This window comes from Rhizobium beringeri (genome assembly GCF_004306515.1).
GTDB lineage: Bacteria > Pseudomonadota > Alphaproteobacteria > Rhizobiales > Rhizobiaceae > Rhizobium > Rhizobium beringeri.
In genome coordinates this window covers 170,616-191,035 of sequence record NZ_SILG01000005.1, presented here as the reverse complement: position 1 = coordinate 191,035, position 20,420 = coordinate 170,616, and the positions used below count along the sequence as shown (strand labels likewise).

The window sequence follows — 20,420 nt, the reverse complement described above, 5'->3', positions numbered from 1 at the left end:
GTAAAGGACCCTCAGATTTTCGATACTTCGCTGAACGTCGCAAGGTCATTCCGCGTGGCGGCGCAGGTGTGACTAAAATTCTCTACAAAGATCATCGTCTTTAGATCAGAAAGAGTTGAATACTCGGGAGAGGTGAATAGACCTAGGCGATGCAACGAACGTGGATCTGCTTCGCGTAGAAGCAACTGCCGTATCGTCCAATGTCCCATGTGGCTCCGGCTAGCCGAACGGTGGCAACCGGTACCTCGTGGCGTCAGAACGGCGCGACGAGTGGGAGGCTTGCACCGTCGTAAAAGGAGAAAAGTTAGTGGACGGTGACCTTCGCTCTCTCATCGATATGACAGAAGCCGCGCATGATGAACGTATGATCAAAAGTGCTCTGAAGACCTTCGCGCACGCATGTGGCTGCGACCGTTTTGCTTATCTGCAGACTGAGGGGTTGGAAATCCGCACATTCAACTCCTATCCGGAGGAATGGCAGGGCGTTTATCTCGAAAGCCAGTACTCCCGCATCGACCCGGTCGTTACTGAAGCCAAGCGCCGCATGGAAATGTTTTCCTGGACGGCCGACGATTGGCCCGCTCGTGGAAATTCCGAAATCAGGCGTTTTCGGGACCAGGCGATCGATTACGGCATTCGGAGTGGGGTGACTATACCCGTCGAAGGAAGTTTCGGGTCGACGATGATGCTGACGTTTGCATCCTCAGCTCAGACGGCTGACGTTAAAAAGCTGCAGGATGCGCAAAAAGCGATCCAGGCGGTACTGGCGATCCATTACCGCCTGAAAATCATAGCTGCGAAGACGATTGTCGCTCCGAAACGGTTGCTTTCACCAAGAGAAGCAATGTGCCTCATGTGGGCGGCAAAGGGCAAAAGCGCTCCGGAAACCGCAATGCTGACGGGGATCAACCCGAGGACAGTGCAGCACTACCTTGATAAGGCGCGCGAAAAGCTCGACGCAGCGACCGTTCCGCAACTTGTCGCGATCGCCAAAGACCACGGTCTGGTATGAGCGTCATTCTTCGCCATCTGGGGCAACTTCAGGGATGTAACCAAGCGCATCGATGATTTCCGACAGCACCTCCTGCTGGGCCTCAGATTTGTTCTGACGCGCGACGTACTCATCCTGCAGACTTTTTAGTACGGCACCGGAAACGGACGGATCGCCGCTCGCGCGAGTCCATTCCTCGTAGACAGCTTCGTCGGCGGCAATCAGGCGGCGGTGTTCGAGAATTGCCGAGACAGCCAACGCCTCCAGCTCCGGCTGTTGCATCGAGCTGAAGCGCGATTCTCTTTCGTTTTCTTGACCATTTGCATCGGATGAGCTCGCTTTGTTCACCCGCTTCTCCCAAACTTTCATTTTCTCACCAAGTGGCCCGAAGGTTCGCCTACATCAAATCCGGCACGGTTACGTCCGAAATCTCTGGGTTGCAGGCAAAGCGCTGATGCTTAGATCGACCCTAACCCATTACCCGCCCCGCATTGGCGGGCATTTATAGGAAAGGCTTTTACATACTTTAGTTGATAAACTCAAAGTGTGTAAACGGCGATCTTTCGGCGCATGGACATGCGCAAACTGGTCGGCTCGAATTTTGCCCGCCTGCGTCGGGAGAAAGGCCTGACACAGGAAGAGGTCGAGGCGCGTTCCGGATTCAGTCAGCAATATCTTAGTAGCCTGGAGCGAGGTCGTCGCAACCCAACTGTAATTACGCTTTATGAACTGGCTCAAGCCTTAGATGTCAGCCACGTCGAATTAGTTCGACCAATTGGTGAGACCCAAGTTGGTGCGAAAGCAGGTGCATAACCTTGTTGTAGCAACACCTCCGGCCTGGGACAGCGAGAATCGTCTTCGCAAGCCGGCGGGATTGAGACTGTTCGCTCCTCGTATATACTCTCTCTAAAAGGAATGATTATTAGCAACGCTCTTCGTGAATGTATGGCTGCCGAAGCCGAAGCCGTCAGCGAGATCGCTGTGAAGGCTGTACACAAAATGCCATCGACAAGCGCATCCTCTCAACCCGACTGTCGCGCAGTTCCGCCCGAGCGCTGGCAGACGAAGATCTGCTTCGTTGAAACTCTCGTACGGTGTCGGTTCGATCCTGTCGGCAGAGCGTCGCAAGCGTTTGTTCGTATCATTGACCAGGACCCCCATGCAGAAGAAACTGTTAGAGCGGACGACTATCTGATCATCGACGTCGCGAGAGCGAGGGAGCACTTGGCCGCGCGCGGCGAAGTGCTCTGGACCGGACTAGATCATCCACTGCGTGAAAGGTTAGTTGGCGGCGAGCCGGTTTTCAAAGGCAAAGGTATGCGCGTCCCAGTCCGAACAATCGCTGGATGAAATTCCAAGAGCGAGGGCGTTCTCCACCTCAGGGATTGTGATACAAATCCTAGGATAATAGATCCAACTTTCCGAGCTTTTATATCAATGCCCGGTCCCTTCACGCAACGCCAGATCGCCCGGACCGTGCTAACTGAGCGCGGAATAGCACGTTTGGTGGAACTGCGGAACGCAGGTGTGACGGCTGCCACCATGAGCCGAATGGAACGAGATGGTGAAGTGCTGCGGCTTGCCCGCGGTCTTTATCAACTTCCTGATGCGCAGCTCGACGTCAACCACAGCCTGGCGGAGGTTGCCAAACACGCACCCAAAGGCGTTGTCTGCCTCGTTTCGGCATTGGCGTTCCACGGCTTGACAGATCAGCTCCCCGGACAAATCTGGCTTGCCATAGGCCGTAAGGACTGGGCTCCGAAACTGGACGGCCCCGCTATGCGCATCGTGCGTTTCGCAGACAGCCTTCTCAACGAAAACGTCGAAACCCATGTCATTGAAGGCGTTCCTGTGAGGGTCTTTGGAATTGCCAAGACAATTGCCGATTGCTTTCGCTATCGAAACAAGATCGGCCTTTCGGTAGCGATAGAAGGGCTGCAGGAGGCGTTGCGGCAACGAAGGGCTACTCCTGGCGAAATCGCCAACCAGGCCGAACGCGGTGGCGCCGGATCGGTGATCCGGCCGTATCTCGAGGCGCTGACCGCCAATGGCTAAAGAAATCAGAAACGTCAGCGCCTCGGTGCGCGCGCCTGTTGCAACTCGCCAAGGCAAGCGGGCAAAGCTTCGATCTGGTTCTGACGCGTTTCGCTCTTGAACGGTTATTGTTCCGGCTCAGTCAGTCGCCCCACGCCAATCGCTTCGTTCTAAAAGGGGCGATGTTGATGATGAGTTGGTTCGACGACCCGCACCGAGGCACGCGCGACCTCGATCTTTTGGGTTTCGGTGATCCGAGTCCGGACCCGATGCTTGAGACATTTCGGGAAATTCTGGCGCAAGAGGCCGACGATGGCGTCACGTTCGATCCCGATACGCTGCATGTGGATCGCATTCGCGAGGCACTGGACTATGGTGGGCTCAGGCTGCGGGTGATCGCTACAATCAGTGGAGCCCGGATCAACCTGACGATCGACATCGGGTTTGGCGATGCGCTTGAGCCTGGAGTGGAGATCCTGGATTATCCTTCCATGCTCGATTTTCCGATGCCGCGGTTCCGGGCCTATGCGCGGGAAACGGTCATTGCCGAGAAGTTCCAGGCAATGGTAATGTTGGGGCGAGTAAACAGCCGCATGAAGGATTTCTACGACATCTGGATCCTCAGCAGGTCTTTCGACTTCAGCAATGATCGGCTGGCGCGCGCAATAGCCGCTACCTTTGAGCGCCGCGAGACACCGATCCCCACCGACAGACCCGACGCCCTAACGGACGCCTTTGCCAACGACCAGCAAAAACAGCGGCATGGCGCGCTTTCGTTGAAGGTGTTGCACACAATCCTGGCGATCTGACAGACGTCATCGCGGAGATTGCCACATTCCTGATGCCGCACGCGGTTGCGGCTGCTAGGCTGGACAAATGAGTGCTTGGTCGCAATCTGTCTCACATTAATTTCATGCTTTGGAGCCGCGCTAAATTCTGGCTTGGCCGGAAGATGCTCCGCGAATGCAAGATAAACTCAACGCTATTGCTGACCACTGATGCGGGAAAGATCGATCCGCATCCCGGCGCGTCCAACATCCTGTACCGTCTCTGGCTGTACGTCTTTCGGCGTCGCTTCCTCGACATCCATTGACCCGGCCGGACGGGTCTCATCGCTTTTCTGCGGCGCTTCGATGGGTATGCCTGGATCCTCCGCCTGAAACACGCTTACGCCCTCGAACTCACCAGTCTTCCATGCGTAAATCGCATCATCGAAAATCTGCGGGAACACGTCTTTGCTCGTGGGGTTGCCATACCATTTCGCAACGATCCTAAGGACCTTGCCGAACATCGCCGTGCCTTTGCGAAGGTTCTGGCAGGAGTCGACCAAACCTGGCTTTAAATCGGTCGCTTCCTTGGCTCCAATCCCAGCGGGAAACTGCGTCAGGCCGACGCGAACGACGGCCTGACCAGCAAATTGCCGGACGATCGCCATTGCCTCGTCCGCCGTTCTGGCTTTCGGAACGAGGATCAATCGGCCGCCCGATTTGACCGTAACGGCGAGGGGATCATCCGTGCCCGCTGCCATCACGAACTGCTCGATGAGCGCGGGCTTGAGGGAAGGGTCTGCGCATTCTTTTATCAGGGCGGCGTCGAGCATAGTGTCTCCTGCGCTGTCAGGTGTTGAAGGCAATAACGAGCGGTTTTGCGAAGAGCTTTGCCCATGCCGTGGTAGCGGCGCGCTGAATGGCGACGATCGACGTCCCTTCGGTCCACCATCCGTTTCCGACGGCAACGACGAGATCGGGATCGTGGAGCATAGACTGGAGGATCGGCCAAACGATCAGTTGCTCGTAGCAGATCAGCGGTGCTGCCCGGCTGGCACCGATCGCGACGACCGGGTTCGCAAAAAAATCTGCCCTGGCGCCGCCACTCTCCCCGAGCAAGGATCGCCACGGCTGCCACATCGAGCCGGGAACCGGCATGCGTTCGCGATAGAGGATGATTCCGCCCTTCCTGTCGACCGCGACGAGGACATTGTCGTAGCCGGTGCCATCGAGCACCGTGGCGCCGGCGATGACCGTCGCATCGGTATCGCCGGACGCGCTCGTCCAAAGCTGCGCCACGGTCGGTGTCCAGAAACCGAGCGCAGCTTCCGGCAGCACCACAAAGCGTGCGCCATCGCTGGCCGCGTTCCGGACCGTTGCGATCATGTCACGGTGGCGGTGAAGACCGGCCTCACGGCCGAGCGAAGCGCCCAATTCCAGATCGACGCCGCGCCAGCCTTCCGGTAGTTTCGGATCGGTCCAGATCGCGGCGGACCACAGCCAAAGGCCCGCAAAGGCGATGGCGACAGCTGGCCAAATGCGGGTTACGAGGCCCGCAAGGCCGGCTGTCATGAAGCCAAATCCCCACCATCCCCATCCTGGGAACAGAACACCCGCCGCCGTGACAGGATGCGCCCAACCCGTGATACCGAACGGCGGGACGGACATGATGATGGCCGCTAGGAGATAGCGAAGCGGACGAGCTCCGCTATTCTTCGTCCAGAGGGCCGAATGCACAGCAACGAAACTCATAGACGCACCCAGCCAGAGCAAGAGGCCCGGCCAGATATCCGACGAGTAAAAGGCGGCCACGCCTTGCGGCAAACCACGTGATGCGGCCAGGAAATATCCGGCGGAGACAAGTGCCGCCACTGATCTCGTTCGCGCGATCGACCAAAGAACCGGAAACCCAAGCGCGATAGGAAGGAGCAACATATGGCCGCCCCAGCCCACCACGCCGATCGCGATAGAAGTGAATATCAGCGCCGTCGCCCGAAGATATTCACGGCGCATAGGTGAGGACCTCCTGCGCCAGCCCGAGAATACCGGAGGCGGGCACCGGACCAAAATATCGGGAGTCATAGGAGCCGGGGAATGCGGAAAGCAAGAAGACATATCCTGGCGGTACGATGCCGCTGGGAAAGGGCGTCAACGGCCGGCCTTTTCCATCGCGTTGGGCAAGACTGGAAGAGGAAACTTCCCGGCCGTCCACGTTTACGCTGGCGCCGATTTCGACATGTTGTCCTGCGACAGCGATCACTGTCTTGATCAACGGCGCGACGCCGCCCGGACAGGAGCCAGAACGGAGATAGCCACGCGCTCGTGCCTTCACCATTTCCGCCGTTTCCGGTGGGCAGATGAACACCAGGTCATCAATAGCCAGCGGACGATAGAGAGGAACGATGCGCCACAGGCCGAGCGGTTCGCTTGGCGTCAGATTGATGCGGTAGCCGCCGGCGACGGCAGTCACCACCAGCAGGATGGCGGCGACCGCCGCCATCGACAGAACCACAATGCCTCGTCGTTGCTGCGTGGTCATCGACCGGCGGGTTGCAGCCTCGGTCATTTCAGCGAGAGTCCTTGGCTCCTAGTTTGCCGCAGCGTCTCGGCCTGCTTCAGCGCTTCGGTCGTTCGTTCATGAGCAGCCATTTGCTGAACCGCCCGCATGGCGTCCCAGGCGTTCCGGACCTCGGCCTTCTGGCCGGCCGTCATGCCTGCCGTGACGGTCTCGAAGGTCTTGCCATCAGTGTCTTTCGCCGCCAGTGGCAGGAAGGTCCGTTCCCCGAAACGTTCGGAAACCGCCTTGGCGAAACCTTCGAGTTCTGCTTTCACCATTTTGTCCGCGAGCGCGTATTCGAGACCAGCCGGGAGATCGTTGCGATCGATCGCATCGCGCACGCGTTCGAGCGTTTGCTTAGCGGCTGGAGAGAGCGCCGGGATGTCGACCGAAACCTTGAGCCGGACCGCGCGCTCCTCCGTCTCATGTTTGAATTCGGCCTCGGCCCGCTCACGAAGGTAGCGTTCAAGATTTCGGGCGAGCGCCGGTACATTGGCGAGCGCTTTTTCCCGGTCCTGCTTGTCGCCACGGCTCGCGAGAAGACCGGTCTTGCCCTTGAGCGCGCCAAAGCTCTCTGGCTCGCCGGCAATCCTTGCCAGGGTGGACTGCGCCACCGACTGGTCCGTGAGCATGGCGTCGACATTGATTGCCTTGAAGGCCGCTTCCGGCTGGGCGTAGACGAGATGGAAGCGGGTCGAGACGTCCTCCCATTGTTTCTTGAGGCTGGGATCGGCGGCGAGCTTACCCTCAACAGCCTGGTCGAGCGATTTGGGGAAGGTGGTGATGCCTGACACCATGGGCTTGGCCTCCTTGATTGTGTCCCGGATGGAGTGTTTGTTGCTGCCGCGGACCAGTCCGAGTGCCGCACCGATTGCGGCCAGACGGGCGCCGAGGTCGGCGAGTTTCTGTTTTTGCCGGACGGCCCATTGGAGGCGATCGTGTGCGATCGTGCGGGCGACGTTCATGAGCTGCAGGCCGCGGGCCTCGGCAAAGCGCAACGCCTGGCGATAGAGAGCGCTCTTCTGGTAATCGAGGCTGGTTTCCTTGGCGTTCCGGCGCGACAGGATCGGAATGAGGCCGCCGGATTTCGCGAAGGAGCGACTGCCGTAGTAGACGGCGAGATCCTCACGATGGCGCGTCATGGCCACATAGGTGAGATGCCTGTCCAATGAAAGGGAAGCAAGCACCTTCACACGGTCGACGGTCGCGCCCTGGCTCTTGTGGATCGTCGTCGCATAGCCGTGATCGAGATTGTTGTAGAAGCGCTGCTCGACCGTGACCTGGCGGCGGTGCTCGCCGTCACCAATCTCCGCAACAATCCGGCCAGATGCGGCTTCAAGCACCCTTGCGAGCATGCCGTTCTTGACGCCAAGGCTGCCCTCGTTCTTGAGGAACACGATCTGGTCGCCGGTCGCGAACATGCGAGTTCCGTCCTCTGTCTTGAACGCAAATCCGTCCGCGACGACGCCGCGTTCGACCAGCTTGGCGCGCGCCATATCATTGAGCATTCGGACGTCGCGGCGAAGGTGTGCGAGGATCAGGCTGGTCTTCGAAGGGTCGTAGTCCCGGTCCCAAGCTGCGATCAGGCTTTCGACGGCCTCGTCCTTCAGTCTCAAACCAATCATTCGACCATGAGCGGTGTAGGCATCGACAGCCTTGCGGACATTGCCACGAGCGAGATCGAGCGAGGCGTCGCGCATCCATTGCTGGCGCTGACGATAGATCGTCTCGAGTTCGGCATAGCCGATGCGATCGGCGATCGCACGGAAGGCGGCGCCCGCTTCGATCGGTTGAAGCTGTTCCGGATCGCCGACAAGGACGAGTTTGGCGCCGGCCTTGGTTACGGCTTCGACCAATAGCGCCATCTGCCGTGACGACACCATGCCGGCCTCGTCGAGTACGATAACAGTCTTGTCGTCGAGCCGGTTGCGACCCTGGTTCCAGCGAAGCTCCCACGACGACAGCGTGCGGGAGACGATGCCAGCTTCCTTCTCCAAACCTTCGGCGGCTTTGCCCGCCAATGCTCCGCCGACCACACGATAGCCGGCCGTTTCCCACGCCTCACGCGCAGCCTTCATCATCGTTGTCTTGCCGGCGCCGGCGCGGCCGATGATAGCGGCAATCCGCGTGGCCCCGGCGACATGCTCGATCGCAGTTCGCTGCTCATCCGACAGACGGGAATGGCGCGCAAAGGTCGCGTGCAGCACCGCCTCACGGACGCCATGGGAGGCGCGAGCGGAGAGCCAGATCGCGTGATTGGCCATCTCGGCTTCAATACGGATCATCTCGCGCGTGGTGTACTTCGTGGGTGTCCGAATACCTGTCGCAAAGTTGATCCGCTCGCGTTCGAGGCGGAGCGCTTCCGGACTTTGCAGAATGCGGACCATCAGACTTTGGAACAGAGCGACATCGTCGATATAGCGATACAACACCTTCGCAACATCGCGTTCGTCGAAGACGCTCTTCTCCCGCGTAATCAGGTCGAGCACGATCTCCGGACGGCGCTGGATGCGGCGGGCGTTCTCGCTGCGGCGCTCCTCCTGAAGCTCGATGCGTTCGAGTTTGGGGGTCGAGGTCTCCGACTTGTGGTCGGATTGCTCGGCCTTGCGCTCGATGGCTTTGGCGCCGACGCCGAGGTGAATGGTTGGCTCGAGGTCGATACCCTGCTTTTCGAAGGAACGGCCATCGATGCGGATATCGAGGCCGGCAAGCGCCAGATGTTTGTTCTGGCAGGCAAACCAGCCGTCGCGGAACGCGTTGAAATCCTCCGTGCTTCCAGCCCAAAGCTCATAGACGATCTTGCCGGCGTCATTGCGGATCGGCTTGCCGTCCGGTCCCAGAATCGCAACCTTCTTCGAACCGAAGCCATCCTCGATGAGCGGCCGCAATGTCGTCATCAGATGCACATGCGGGTTGCCGGGGGCGTCGTGATAGACCCAGTCCGCGACCATGCCCTGCGCGGTGATGTGCCCCGCCACAAAGTCGCGCATGAGCGCGATGTTCTGCTCGGCCGTCAACTCGAGCGGCAGGGCTATGGTGACGTCCTTGGCGAGCTGCGCGTCGGATCGCTTCTCGAAGCCCTCCACTTTGTTCCAGAAGGCCTCGGATGCGCCGGCGACCGAGCGATCGGCAATCATGCTGCGCACCCATTCCGGCGCGTCGGCAGGGATCACGAACTCCTCATGCAGGAGCCCCTGCTTTCGCGTGTAGTCGATCGTCCGGGCTTCCCGCTCGAACTCCATCTTGGCGCAATGCCGGTAGGCCGCCGACAGGACGGCGCTGCGGCCTGAGCCACGGGCGACGACGCTGACGGAGAAGTGAGGGACGGCCACGGCGGAGTTCTCTCCCGGTTGCGAACGAAATCAAAGGGTTTGTCGGAAGCGGCGGCCCCACCAGGCACTCTCAGCAACACGTCGCGCCAGCGACGTATAATTGCGCCCTTCGGATCCGCTCCTTCGGAACGGCCGGGATGATCCACCAAAGCATCGCCGTTGGCGATTGTAGGATTCACAGTAGTGCGTTCCGCACTCTGTTCCGAATAGCTGGGCTCGTATGACACGCTTTCTCAGCCAGGAGACGACCAGACATGAAGAAGCCATCCTCGAAAATCCGCGACGAAATCGCCAAGCTGCAGGAGCAACTCAAGATCGCCGAGACCCGGGAAGCGGAACGCATAGGCCGGATCGCGCTCAAGGCGGGCCTTGGCGAGATCGAAATCGACGAGGCGGAACTTCAGGCAGCGTTTGAGCAACTGACCAAGCGATTTCGCGGAGGGCAGGGCGCTACGACCGGAGGGAAGAAGGGCGCCGGCGGTAGCAGCGGACAAGCGTCGACCGCGGCGGACGCGTCTGGCGCGGGCGCGAGCAGCACTGGCGAGGCTTGAGCGCATGGCGAGGACTTTGACATCCGACGCCCGCAAGAAGGATACGCGGGAGAAGATCGAGCTCGGCGGCCTGATCGTCAAGGCAGGACTGCGCTACGAGAAGCGAGCGTTGTTGCTGGGCGCGCTGCTCGATATCGCCCGCCGGATAAAAGGCGACGAGTGCGAGCGGTCCAAGCTCACGGCAATCGGCGTGGAGGCCTTCGGCAATGACGATCAATAGGATTGCGCTCGTCATCGTGCCAGCGGCGTTGATGATCCCGGTCGTCATCGGAATGACCGGGATCGAGCAGTGGCTTTCAGGCTTCGGCAAGACCGAGGCCGCACGACTGGCATGGGGGCGGGCGGGGATCGCCTTGCCCTATGGTGCCAGTGCGGCGATCGGAATTCTATTCCTGTTCGCGAGCGCCGGCTCGATCAACATCAAGCAGGCAGGTTGGGGTGTCCTTGCCGGATGCAGCGGGACGATCCTGATCGCGGCTACACGCGAAACGATGCGCCTTGCCGCGTTCACGAAGGCGCTTAACGCCGACAAGTCAGTCTTGGCCTATCTCGATCCAGCAACGGCGATCGGAGCGGGCGTAGCACTCATGTGTGCCTGCTTCGCACTCCGCGTCGCGCTCATCGGCAATGCGGCATTCGCAAGGGCCGAGCCGAAGCGCATTCAGGGCAAGCGGGCGCTCCATGGCGAAGCGGATTGGATGAAGCTCACAGAGGCGGCAAAGTTGCTTCCCGATGCTGGTGGCATCGTCATCGGCGAGCGCTATCGGGTCGACAAAGACAATGTCGGGAGCCAAGCGTTTCGCGCCGACAGCGCTGAGACCTGGGGCGCCAGCGGCAAGTCGCCGTTGCTGTGCTTCGATGGCTCGTTCGGCTCGTCGCACGGGATCGTCTTTGCCGGTTCCGGCGGTTTCAAGACGACGTCGGTGACGATCCCGACGGCACTCAAATGGGGCGGCACGCTGATTGTGCTCGATCCATCGAACGAGGTCGCACCCATGGTCTCCGCGCATCGCGGCGGAGCGGGGAGAGACGTGTTTGTCCTCGATCCGCGGAAGCCGGACATCGGCTTCAACGTCTTGGACTGGGTCGGACGTTTCGGCGGAACCAAGGAAGAGGATATTGCCTCGGTCGCCTCATGGATCATGAGCGACAGCGGCGGCGCGCGCGGTGTCCGCGACGACTTTTTCCGCGCGTCAGCTCTGCAGCTTCTCACAGCGCTCATCGCCGATGTCTGCCTGTCCGGCCACACGGAGGAGCAGGAACAGACGCTTCGGCGGGTGCGCATGAATCTCTCGGAGCCGGAGCCGACATTGCGCAAGCGGCTGCAAGACATCTACGACAATTCCGGCTCGGATTTCGTGAAGGAAAACGTCGCTGCCTTCGTCAACATGACGCCCGAAACCTTCTCCGGCGTCTACGCCAACGCGGTCAAGGAAACACACTGGCTTTCCTATCCGAATTATGCCGCCCTCGTATCCGGCAAGAAATTCTCGACCAGCGATATCGCGGCGGGAAACACAGACGTCTTCATCAACATCGACCTCAAGACGTTGGAGACCCATTCCGGTCTTGCCCGCGTCGTCATCGGTTCGCTTCTCAACGCGATCTATAATCGCGACGGACAGATGAAGGGGCGTGCATTGTTTCTCCTCGATGAGGTCGCCCGCCTCGGCTACATGCGGATCATCGAGACCGCGCGTGACGCCGGCCGTAAATACGGGATCACGCTGACGATGATCTATCAGTCGATTGGCCAGATGCGCGAAACTTATGGCGGCCGCGATGCGGCAAGCAAGTGGTTCGAGAGTGCCAGCTGGATTTCGTTTGCCGCGATCAACGATCCAGAGACCGCCGATTACATCTCCCGACGCTGCGGCATGACCACGGTCGAGATTGACCAGGTGAGCCGCAGTTTTCAGGCAAAGGGATCGTCGCGAACGCGATCGAAACAGCTCGCTGCTCGACCATTGATCCGACCTCATGAAGTTCTGCGCATGCGGGCGGATGAGCAGATCGTGTTCACCGCAGGAAACGCACCGCTCAGATGCGGACGAGCTATCTGGTTCAGGCGCGACGACATGAAGGCCTGCGTCGGCACGAACAGGTTTCACATGGTCGGGGATACGCCAAAGCCTGCATGATCCAAGCCGGCGCGCGGTGCAAACAAGCAAGGCTGATCGAGGAAAATGAAGAGTATCGGAGAAATCAGCATAGCGACGCCCGGCGGGCGGGATTTCGGGAATTCTCGTTGCGCGACGGGAGGAAAGCAGGGCAGCCGCAGGAGCCTCAACATAGTGGTCCGAAGGGGAGGCGGGATCGACTGCCCCCGCCCGGCGCGCACCATTTTGCCGGCCACACCGCAGCCCGGAGCCACGCTCCTCCGTAAACGCAGATGAAACCGGGGCCGACATAGGGTGAGACGAAACGAGGGGATCGGAAAGTGGCGAAATCAAATGTGGTTCCGTTTAGAAAGCCGCCGAAGGCCGGGGGCGGTCGCGACCGGCAGCGCGCGGGTGGAGGACTGCTGAGATCTGGGCGGAACAGATGGCGTAAACGCTCGACGGCAGTTCTATGCTCCGTGATCATTGCTGTTGGGGGTTGGCTTGCCTGTGGCGGCGCCGACGTTCTCCCCGATCTCGGCACTTTGGCCAAGAAACCGACGACGGATTCATTGTCGACCGCATTTTCGATGTGCGACGGAAGCCATCGCGCGAACTGCGTCGTCGACGGCGACACCTTCTGGTTCGAGGGCGAGAAAATCCGCATCGCCGACATCGATACGCCTGAACTCAGCCCGCCCCGGTGCGAGGCGGAACGGATAAAGGGTGAGGCGGCAAAATCCCGCCTGCTGACGCTACTCAACACTGGAAAATTCTCGCTAGCGGCCGGGTTCCGTGACGAAGACAAATATGGACGCAAACTGCCAACCGTATTTCGTGCAGGCAATTCGCTGGGCGATGCCTTGATCAAGGAAGGGCTTGCCCGATCATGGGATGGTGCCCGACACGGCTGGTGCCAGGGCGGGTGACAGCCATCTTCACCTTCCCTGCACGGGAGAGGGATATGGGCTTGGGGAAGGGGAGGAGGGAACCGTCCCCTTTCTCCATGGGAGGAAGTTTGAAGGAGGGGCATTGCCCTTCCTTCATGGGGTGAGATTGAGAGGGGCGGCAGAGCTCCCTTTCATAGCCGCTCCGCTCGGTCGATCCGGCTGGAGGGGCTCATGTGAATAGGCAAAGACCAGAGGCGACAAGCCGCCTCTGGTCTCGACCTCAGCCGCTCGGATCGAAAGGCTCTTTGTCCTCAAGGCCGATGTGCCATCTTTTGTCGGTCCACCGCGACGGGAGGTAGATCTCATCACCGCCGAAGTGCGCAATGATGATCTCGCTGGCCTCGTGGAACAAACCGAAATCGACCTTGTTGTCGACTGCCCAAAGCAGCGCTGCAGACAGAAACTCCCGCGAGATATCGGCGGGAAGATGCACTTCCGCATCAAAATTTCGGCGCAGTCGTTCAAGCCAATCCGGCTGTTGATCCGGCCGCTTCTGATCTTCTTCCACCACACGAGCGAATTGATGCTTTGTCATCAGAGTCTCCTTTTCGTTTTCTGACGAAAGGTGTCGGCACCGTAGTCCGTGAGGGGTCAGGGACCGCGGAACGCGGCCGCCCTGCGGCGAGCGGAGGAACCGATTTTCTCTGTGCCGCTTGCGGCGTTGGGAAAATTGGAGGGGCCGCGATGTCCTTGACGCCGGAACGGCGGGTGCAAAATGGGACGTCAGAGAGAGATAGAACCGCGTCCTGAAGGGATGCGACCGCTTGCCATCTCCGATGGCGACGGGAGGCTCCGGCTGTCTCCGGACAATGAGATTTCGCAGAGGCATGCCTCTTGCTGAGAGAGGATCGTAACCCGGCGGGGCGGAGACCGCGTGCGGGCTCCGGTCGCAGTGCGACTAGAGCCGCGCGCCATCGGCGCCTCGCCCGAACGCCATTCTTCACGAAAATGAATCGGTCGCACCTGTAGGATTCACATATGTCGTTGGACGTAGCGGCGCTGTGTGACGATCATGCCGGCATGATTTCGCAACCCTACCAGCTTTATGTCGAACGAACGGATCCAGCCAAGAACATGGCGCGGTACTATGCCATGGAGATCGGGCCGACGATGTTCGGAGAGGCTTGCCTGACCCGGCGATGGGGGAGGATCGGCAAACGAGGCCAGGAGAAGCAGCATGTGTTCGAACGGGAAGAGGAAGCGGTTCGGTTGTTCCTCGACCTGGTCAAACAAAAACGTGCTCGCGGCTATCGGCCACGAGCCACTCTGCGATATTTCCAAAGCTGACCCCAATCGTCTCCGATCGCTCGAGTAGCGAAACAGGGGGCCGCCGAAGCGGTCCCCTGATGGCGCGTCATTCGCGCCGGTTCCAGTCGGTCTCGAACGACGCCTCGATCTCACGAAGAACGGAATCTTGATGGCCAGTTTCAGGCCGAGTTTCCCCTTGCGGAAGTAGTGACAGATCACCTTGCCGAGGGTGCGGAGCCGACGGCCGGTGGCGGTGAGGAACTGAGCGAGCTGTTGCACGGTATTTTCTCCTTTCGAAATGCCGATATCGCGGGGATAGGCCGCATGGCGGACAAGGAGGGACGCACCTGAAAGGACGAAACGAGAGTGAAGGACCTGCCGGCGCCAGAATTTAGCACGCGAGGAGCCGCAATACGGCGGGGAAAATTCTGGCGCCAGCTGGTTGCGGGCGACGGACGGGATGCAGCATCCCCGATGTCGATGACGGTAGATCGAAAGGAGAGTCGCAGCGGATCGCCCCTCTCGGGATCCTGGATGCCGGCGGTCCCCCCAGTGCTGGTGGTATGCCGCCCTCAGAAGGGCGGCTCGGCGTCGATGGAACCATCCTGTTCGCCAAGCATCATGATCAGCTCGGCCTGGGCGATTTCGAGCTCGGCTTCGATCTCGCGACGCTCGGCGGGCTCGATGCAAGCGTTCAGCTCGGCGCGCAGTTCTTCGATTTGTTGTTCGATCATCGTCATCTCCTTGATGTTTGAGAAAGATGACGCCCGCCGGCGTGGCGGTGGGTCAGGGTCAAGGATCGCGCATGCGACCGCCAGCGGCGGTGAGTGGAGGAGCCGAAATGCGCCAAGCATTTTGGGGGGACCGCTCGTCCTTGAGGCTGGCCCGGCTCCACGGCACGATTGGCTTGATATGAGCAGACCCCACCTCTCCGTACGGCACCCAAAAAGCTGGAAACGGGCTCGACGCCCGTCGCCTGCTTTCTCAAAGCGGCCTGTTGGCCCCGCCTTAGGCGGCGGGGCCTTGGTGGGACCTCAATCCCGGTTGGGGCGGGACCAGATCAGCTGGTAGCCGTCCTCGCCTTCGACCTCGGTGAGCGTTGCGTAGATCGGCGCCGGGAAGCTCGGGTCGTCCAGCTTGACCGAGAGGTAGTCGCGGTCGGTCTCGCTGGAGCGCTTCTGCCAGGCGGCACCCAGCTCGACATTGCCGGCGTAGATACGGAAGTGCGGACCCTTGTCGGAGGGGTTTTCGATGCGGGCGATGCGGGCCTTGACGTTGAGTGCGAGGGTGCGGATCGAGCCGGTGAAGCCGCTTTCGGTGGAGGTGAAGGTGCCGATGGTAGCCATTGTCTGTTCCTTTCGGTTGTTTCGGGCCGCGCCCTTCGCGGCCTCGATGGCTGTCGCAAGGATCGGGGGCGATCGGACCGCACCTGAAAGGCCGCAATGAAATGGAGGGCGGCCGGAGAAACTTTGTTGTCGCGCGAGGAATGCGAACACAGTTCGCAGGGGGAGAAAGTTGCGGACGGCCGTTGCGGGAGAACGATTGAGGCGAAGCCGGTCTCCGATCAGACATGCCTCATCGAGCCCGCGGAGGGCGTGGCCTATGACAGCGGTGGAAGGAACTTGGTCATGGCCCTCGCCGTGCGTTGCCCCGGCAGAACAGCCCGGCCGCGAAGCCGTTCCTCTGTCTCTAAAGCATAGGGTCGGCTTCGGATGCGACAAACTCGGCCGTCCGGGCAGTTGTCTCCTCTCATCAACGCAATATTGTCGGGCCGCGATTCGTCGCCTGGAGGATCTATGCGTCAGCAGACAAAGCCGTTTACCGTCGAAATCAAGCAGTCCCTAAAGCTGAAAGCCAACGATCGGAAACCATCGATCTGGGGGAGGCTGGACCTCACGTCCGATGAGCACGCGCTCGCGGAGAGAGCGCCGAAAGAGCTGTCGGCCGTTGCGGGTGACAACGACCGACCTTGACGTCTCCTACGCGGCCGCTCTCTCGTCGGCCTGAACGGGCTGGAGACCGTGCAGGAAGCTGACAGCACGCTGGGCATGCGCCGCAGCTTGGAAGATAGCCCGCTTGTCGTCAGATAGAACCTTCAGCCACGAGCCGAGATAAGACGCATGGTCCGGCCGTGGCTCCAGCTCCGGTGCGATCCCGAGATCGGCGCATAGGAAGCAACTCCCGAGCTCCGCAATCAGCTCCTCGCGGGCGCGTTCGGTCTTGTCCTTCGCATAGCGGCTAAGATCGCGATCGACGCGATCGGGGCGCGCAGTCCAATGGCAACTTTCGTGACTGAGCGTGGCCACGTAGGACGCCGCGTCGCGGAACGTTTCGAACGGCGGCATCTGGATGTGGTCCGTGATAGGGGAATAATAGGCCTGCGCTCCACCATGGCGGATGACAGCGCCCGTGTTGCGGAAAAAGCAATCGGCGTGCTCGATGTGCTCGATCGCATCGAGCACCGGGGTCGGTGGGAGACGATAGTGTTCGGGCAGTCCGTCGATCTGCTCGATGTTGAACACTGTGTAAGCCTTCAAGAATGGGATTTCTCGATCGACTTCTCCACCACTGCCGTCCGCCTCGGACTTGGTGAACCGGCTGGCGAAGACGACCGTCGAACCGGTCTCGCCCTTTCGCACCGCCGCCCCCAGTTCAAGCGCCTGCTTGAAGGTCATCCACATGGGGGAAGTGAACCCCCGCGCCATTCCCTCCGACCATAACAAGAGAATGTTCATGCCCGAATACGGCTGGCCGTTGTGGCGCAGCGGCAGGGTGATCCGGCCATTGGTGTTGGCCGCGTGCCAGGGTTTCATCCAAGGCTTCACACCCTTTTCAAGATCTGCGACGATCCTATCCGTGATCCGCGCATAGATGTCGGCGCGTTCGCCTTCGGCTTTCCTGCTCATGTCATTATCCTCCGTTTTGGAGGCCGCGCCATCGCGGCCCCGTCGCGGAGGTCCGAAAGCAGGAGCGATCAGGAGGCCGGCCGCACCGGAACGGCCGTAACGGAGTGAAGGACGGCAAAGCCGTTGCGGCAGGCGCCGGCTCCTGCAGGACCGCCGAGCGGGACGGGACGCGTGCCGGGCGGGGTCCGTGTTCTTCCTTCTCTTCTTTCGTGACATGGAAAAAGGCCGGTCCGAAAGGAACCGGCCTAAAGGTCAAAGAGGGAAGAGATGGTGAAGCCGAAGCTCTCCGCGCGACAAGCGGCTCAACCGAGAGCCGCCATCTGTGCCTCGGCCGCCTTGCGGTCGAGCGACTGGCCCAGGTTTTCGACCGGGCGGTCGAAGGGCTTCCAGGCTTCGCCGATGACGTGGCTGTAAGCTGCGACTGCGCCCTCGGCGGCCATCCGCAACGCGTGGGACTGTATGCCCATGTCGGCGGCGAATTCGCGTTTGCGCTGGGCGGCGCTGTCGTAACCGACCGGGCCATCGAGATCCTCGTCGCGGGCATCGTTTGCCGATTTGGCGGTTGCGTCTCGGGCTTCGGAGATTGCTCGACTGTAGAACTGGCCGGCGCCGTGCGCCGAGCCGACATAGGCACCGACGATACGCTGGAGATGGATCTGCATCGCCTTCTCACCGAGACCGTCCGAGAGGCTATCGGCGGTCTCAATGATCAGGCGCTCGTGGAGTTCACGGATGCCGTCGCTGTCGACCCCCGCGGTCCCGAAACTCTCGGCGATCAGCATTGCCTGGGCGGTGTCCGGGCATGTGAGCCTGACCATTTCAAGGGTGGCGCCCTTGCGGAGCGGCACGACGCGGGCGGCAGGTCGATTGGTTGCGGGCTTGGACATGGGATCTTCCTTTCGTGGTTTTCACCGAAGCGGCTCCGGCCCCTGCCGGTCTGCCCTTCGATGCGGTCGACAGGAATCGGTTGAGGACGGGCGCTTTCACAGGTCCGGGACGGCCGGACGAGCGAAACGGGTTTGCGAACAAGCGGGGTAAAGCCCTGCGAAGGGCGCGGAGCCGTTTTGCGAGGGAGGCTGCACCGGCCGCTCCGCGGCGCGCCAGCGGCCTTGAAACGACCGGCCGCCGGTTCAGACCGCAGCGAAAACGAAGGGCGGGCCGGCAGGGGTCGGGCTATGACTCAGAAACCCCGAAGGACAGAAACCACTGCGACCGATAGCCCCCGCCTCCCTTCCTCCCGCTCGGATCAGCCGCCACGAAAGCCCCATCCGGCCGGGGCTCACGCCGCCGCATTGCCCACATCATCGCCGAGCACATACGCATGGTGGCGATCGCCCGCTCCTGACGTTGGAGTTTGCGAGCCAGGGCAGCGATTTCCGTTCGCCGCTCGACGTGATCGTGAAACAGCAACTCGTCGGAGCGCGTCCACCGCGACCCGCCCCGGCGGTGCGAGCGGGCTTTCGCCTTCTCGGTAACCGCTATGCGTTCGCCCGGCCCGTGTTGTGCCGGTGAATGCAATCGAGATGGTGGCGCGTCTCTCGCCGCGCCGCCTCAATGCGGAACAGAAGAACGCGAGAACTGACCGGATTCATGGACTGGTCACCCGCGGCTGCCAACTGATGAACGACGACGGTCCGTCATGGCCAGCATGTCGCGCGGTATTGATGACGAAGCCAAATCGGCCGACCTCGTACTCGTCGCTTGGCACAAAGAAGCGGCGCTCTTCCGCGTGGACGGCACGCACGCCACCAATCGTGGCGATAACTTCGGTCATGCCGGGTTGGTGATCTGAGCGTAGCGCGGAGATGACGATCCAGTCGCCGGCATGCTCGCGCTCAAAGGCGCGGCGATCCTTCTCGTGGGATTTGGCCGAAAATCGATTCCCAGGCATCGGGCAAGAAATCCCGGATCGTCCGATCGGCGGACTTGCGCTCGTATCTCGTAAAGGTGTTCCGGATAGGCGAGGCCAACCGCGGCCCACGCGGCACCTTCGTCGTACCAACCGCCGGCGCAACGAAGCATCACATGGATTTTGCCGTTGCGATCGTTGGACAACTTGAACCCGCCATGCCCGGCCGTGGTGTGAGATACGATACCCTCCGCGTAGACGGTGGCGCCCTGCGACGGTCCCCATGGGGTGGAGCAGCTCATCCGGACAGTCTGCCGGGCGAGCGCCCAGAGGTCTCGGGACGTGCTCCGCCTGTTCGAACATCCGTGCCCGAAATTCCGCCTCATCCGTAACGGCGCCATGATGCGAGTAGAAGTCGTAGCGCTTGAGCTCGGAAGACGGCCGTGACACGCGCCAGGCACTCGCGAGAAAATGCTGGCCGTCACGTCCCGGCACCGTGGCGAAAACGAGATCGCCGACACGGGCAACCGGCATGTCATCGGCGCTGCGGCCAAACTCCACCCCTGAACCTTCAGGGGTGGAAGCTGCTTTGCTTGGAGAGCAGGCGTGTTCATGCCGCGACCCTCCCTTCGACATGGGCGGCCGCCACTTCATCGGCCGTGACCTCTTCCAGCACGGCATTGGGATAGCCATGCTGCGTCAACCATTCCTCCGCGGCTTGGCGATTGGCGGCGAGGTGGACGAGCTCGGCGTTTTCGCAGGCGAGGTCGACGACCCTGATGTGGCCGAGCTGCGGGCGCTCGATCACCTTGAATGTCAGGTTGGTGTCGAGCGAGAACGTCCGGTGGATGCGAATGGTGATGACGCCTTTGGCGCCGAAATCGCCCTCATGCAGCGTAAAATCCGGCGACAGGCCGACATTGCCGATGCCACGCTTGCCCTGCTTGCGGATCAGGCGGCCCTTGCTGTTGCGCTCTTCCCAGGCGGCGAGCTTCTTCCTGTGGCGCTCGGGCGGGCGGTGCGTGCGGTCGGACCAGACGACAATCGAGCCATGGGGTGAGGTCATAAATCAAAGACGCGGACATGCGTATTCTCCTATTTTGAGGTGACGAAACAAAGCCGCCGCCGGTGATGGC

At 60.9% G+C, this 20,420-nt stretch carries 20 protein-coding genes and 4 pseudogenes; 12 read left to right on the top strand and 12 right to left on the bottom strand.

The window, feature by feature from the left end; all coding sequences use genetic code 11:
* Positions 1–307 precede the first annotated feature (307 nt).
* Positions 308–1,012 (top strand): autoinducer binding domain-containing protein, encoded by a 705-nt coding sequence (locus tag ELH03_RS33680; protein WP_130654288.1) that lies wholly within the window; start codon positions 308–310, stop codon positions 1,010–1,012.
* Between the two features lie 3 nt (positions 1,013–1,015).
* On the opposite strand, the gene ELH03_RS33675 is transcribed toward ELH03_RS33680, so the two are convergent.
* Positions 1,016–1,339: a transcriptional repressor TraM gene (locus ELH03_RS33675; RefSeq protein WP_130654289.1), complete on the bottom strand. Its 324-nt coding sequence runs from the start codon at positions 1,337–1,339 to the stop codon at positions 1,016–1,018.
* Between the two features lie 222 nt (positions 1,340–1,561).
* On the opposite strand from ELH03_RS33675, the gene ELH03_RS33670 reads away from it, so the two are divergent.
* From ELH03_RS33670 to ELH03_RS33655, 4 genes and pseudogenes are all read left to right on the top strand, one after another.
* Positions 1,562–1,804, top strand: a complete 243-nt coding sequence (locus tag ELH03_RS33670) for a helix-turn-helix domain-containing protein (protein ID WP_130654290.1) — start codon at positions 1,562–1,564, stop codon at positions 1,802–1,804.
* A gap of 102 nt (positions 1,805–1,906) precedes the next feature.
* A pseudogene (locus tag ELH03_RS38280) lies at positions 1,907–2,335 on the top strand (DUF433 domain-containing protein); the annotation flags it as partial.
* Between the two features lie 93 nt (positions 2,336–2,428).
* Positions 2,429–3,046: a type IV toxin-antitoxin system AbiEi family antitoxin domain-containing protein gene (locus tag ELH03_RS33660; RefSeq protein WP_130654291.1), complete on the top strand. Its 618-nt coding sequence runs from the start codon at positions 2,429–2,431 to the stop codon at positions 3,044–3,046.
* A pseudogene (locus ELH03_RS33655) lies at positions 3,039–3,905 on the top strand (nucleotidyl transferase AbiEii/AbiGii toxin family protein). The gene ELH03_RS33660 and the pseudogene ELH03_RS33655 overlap by 8 nt, the downstream one beginning before the upstream one ends.
* Before the next feature lie 102 nt (positions 3,906–4,007).
* On the opposite strand, the gene ELH03_RS33650 reads toward ELH03_RS33655, so the two are convergent.
* Genes ELH03_RS33650 through traA form a run of 4 tightly spaced genes read right to left on the bottom strand, consistent with a single transcriptional unit; the run spans position 4,008 to position 9,681 of the window.
* A complete protein-coding gene (locus ELH03_RS33650; protein ID WP_130654292.1) occupies positions 4,008–4,625 on the bottom strand; it encodes a TraH family protein in 618 nt (205 codons plus the stop codon).
* Positions 4,626–4,641: 16 nt separating this feature from the next.
* Positions 4,642–5,805, bottom strand: coding sequence for a conjugal transfer protein TraB (locus ELH03_RS33645; protein ID WP_130729903.1), 1,164 nt, complete (start codon positions 5,803–5,805; stop codon positions 4,642–4,644).
* Positions 5,795–6,358: a conjugative transfer signal peptidase TraF gene (gene traF, locus ELH03_RS33640; RefSeq protein ID WP_130714114.1), complete on the bottom strand. Its 564-nt coding sequence runs from the start codon at positions 6,356–6,358 to the stop codon at positions 5,795–5,797. The genes ELH03_RS33645 and traF overlap by 11 nt, the downstream gene beginning before the upstream one ends.
* On the bottom strand, positions 6,355–9,681 hold the full coding sequence (gene traA, locus ELH03_RS33635) for a Ti-type conjugative transfer relaxase TraA (RefSeq protein WP_130806924.1): 3,327 nt from the start codon (positions 9,679–9,681) through the stop codon (positions 6,355–6,357). Before traA ends, traF begins: the two co-directional genes overlap by 4 nt.
* 254 nt (positions 9,682–9,935) lie before the next feature.
* Here traA and traC point away from each other — a divergent pair, with 254 nt between their 5' ends.
* The 4 genes from traC to ELH03_RS33615 all read left to right on the top strand — a co-directional run bounded on the left by traC (position 9,936) and on the right by ELH03_RS33615 (position 13,260).
* Positions 9,936–10,232, top strand: coding sequence for a conjugal transfer protein TraC (traC, locus tag ELH03_RS33630; protein WP_130654296.1), 297 nt, complete (start codon positions 9,936–9,938; stop codon positions 10,230–10,232).
* Between the two features lie 4 nt (positions 10,233–10,236).
* Positions 10,237–10,452 carry a type IV conjugative transfer system coupling protein TraD gene (gene traD / locus ELH03_RS33625; RefSeq protein WP_130654297.1) on the top strand — a complete coding sequence of 72 codons (216 nt, stop codon included), beginning with the start codon at positions 10,237–10,239 and terminating at the stop codon, positions 10,450–10,452.
* On the top strand, positions 10,439–12,373 hold the full coding sequence (gene traG / locus ELH03_RS33620; RefSeq protein ID WP_130806922.1) for a Ti-type conjugative transfer system protein TraG: 1,935 nt from the start codon (positions 10,439–10,441) through the stop codon (positions 12,371–12,373). The genes traD and traG overlap by 14 nt, the downstream gene beginning before the upstream one ends.
* A gap of 437 nt (positions 12,374–12,810) precedes the next feature.
* Positions 12,811–13,260 carry a thermonuclease family protein gene (locus ELH03_RS33615; protein ID WP_130806920.1) on the top strand — a complete coding sequence of 150 codons (450 nt, stop codon included), beginning with the start codon at positions 12,811–12,813 and terminating at the stop codon, positions 13,258–13,260.
* Positions 13,261–13,501: 241 nt separating this feature from the next.
* On the opposite strand, the gene ELH03_RS33610 is transcribed toward ELH03_RS33615, so the two are convergent.
* Positions 13,502–13,816, bottom strand: a complete 315-nt coding sequence (locus ELH03_RS33610; protein WP_130806918.1) for a hypothetical protein — start codon at positions 13,814–13,816, stop codon at positions 13,502–13,504.
* Between the two features lie 443 nt (positions 13,817–14,259).
* On the opposite strand from ELH03_RS33610, the gene ELH03_RS38705 reads away from it, so the two are divergent.
* Together ELH03_RS38705 and ELH03_RS38270 are read left to right on the top strand one after the other, a co-directional pair.
* Positions 14,260–14,568 carry a WGR domain-containing protein gene (locus tag ELH03_RS38705; RefSeq protein ID WP_128408835.1) on the top strand — a complete coding sequence of 103 codons (309 nt, stop codon included), beginning with the start codon at positions 14,260–14,262 and terminating at the stop codon, positions 14,566–14,568.
* A 168-nt stretch (positions 14,569–14,736) separates the two neighbouring features.
* Positions 14,737–14,880, top strand: coding sequence for a hypothetical protein (locus ELH03_RS38270; protein WP_245488070.1), 144 nt, complete (start codon positions 14,737–14,739; stop codon positions 14,878–14,880).
* Positions 14,881–15,101: 221 nt separating this feature from the next.
* Here ELH03_RS38270 and ELH03_RS37655 read toward each other — a convergent pair whose 3' ends face one another.
* Positions 15,102–15,263 (bottom strand): hypothetical protein, encoded by a 162-nt coding sequence (locus ELH03_RS37655; protein WP_018516739.1) that lies wholly within the window; start codon positions 15,261–15,263, stop codon positions 15,102–15,104.
* Between the two features lie 300 nt (positions 15,264–15,563).
* Positions 15,564–15,875 (bottom strand): DUF736 domain-containing protein, encoded by a 312-nt coding sequence (locus tag ELH03_RS33595; RefSeq protein WP_127431460.1) that lies wholly within the window; start codon positions 15,873–15,875, stop codon positions 15,564–15,566.
* 450 nt (positions 15,876–16,325) lie between these two features.
* On the opposite strand from ELH03_RS33595, the gene ELH03_RS37650 reads away from it, so the two are divergent.
* Positions 16,326–16,502: a hypothetical protein gene (locus ELH03_RS37650; protein ID WP_165447342.1), complete on the top strand. Its 177-nt coding sequence runs from the start codon at positions 16,326–16,328 to the stop codon at positions 16,500–16,502.
* Between the two features lie 6 nt (positions 16,503–16,508).
* Here ELH03_RS37650 and ELH03_RS33590 read toward each other — a convergent pair whose 3' ends face one another.
* The 4 genes and pseudogenes from ELH03_RS33590 to ELH03_RS33570 all read right to left on the bottom strand — a co-directional run bounded on the left by ELH03_RS33590 (position 16,509) and on the right by ELH03_RS33570 (position 20,369).
* The gene (locus ELH03_RS33590) at positions 16,509–17,435 is read right to left on the bottom strand and encodes an ArdC family protein (protein ID WP_130806916.1); all 927 of its coding nucleotides are present in this window, start codon (positions 17,433–17,435) and stop codon (positions 16,509–16,511) included.
* Between the two features lie 302 nt (positions 17,436–17,737).
* Positions 17,738–18,322, bottom strand: a complete 585-nt coding sequence (locus ELH03_RS33585; RefSeq protein WP_130806914.1) for a hypothetical protein — start codon at positions 18,320–18,322, stop codon at positions 17,738–17,740.
* A 701-nt stretch (positions 18,323–19,023) separates the two neighbouring features.
* Positions 19,024–19,920, bottom strand: a pseudogene (locus ELH03_RS38265) (DUF7007 domain-containing protein).
* A pseudogene (locus ELH03_RS33570) lies at positions 19,895–20,369 on the bottom strand (UCP036055 family protein). The pseudogenes ELH03_RS38265 and ELH03_RS33570 overlap by 26 nt, the downstream one beginning before the upstream one ends.
* Between the last annotated feature and the right edge of the window lie 51 nt (positions 20,370–20,420).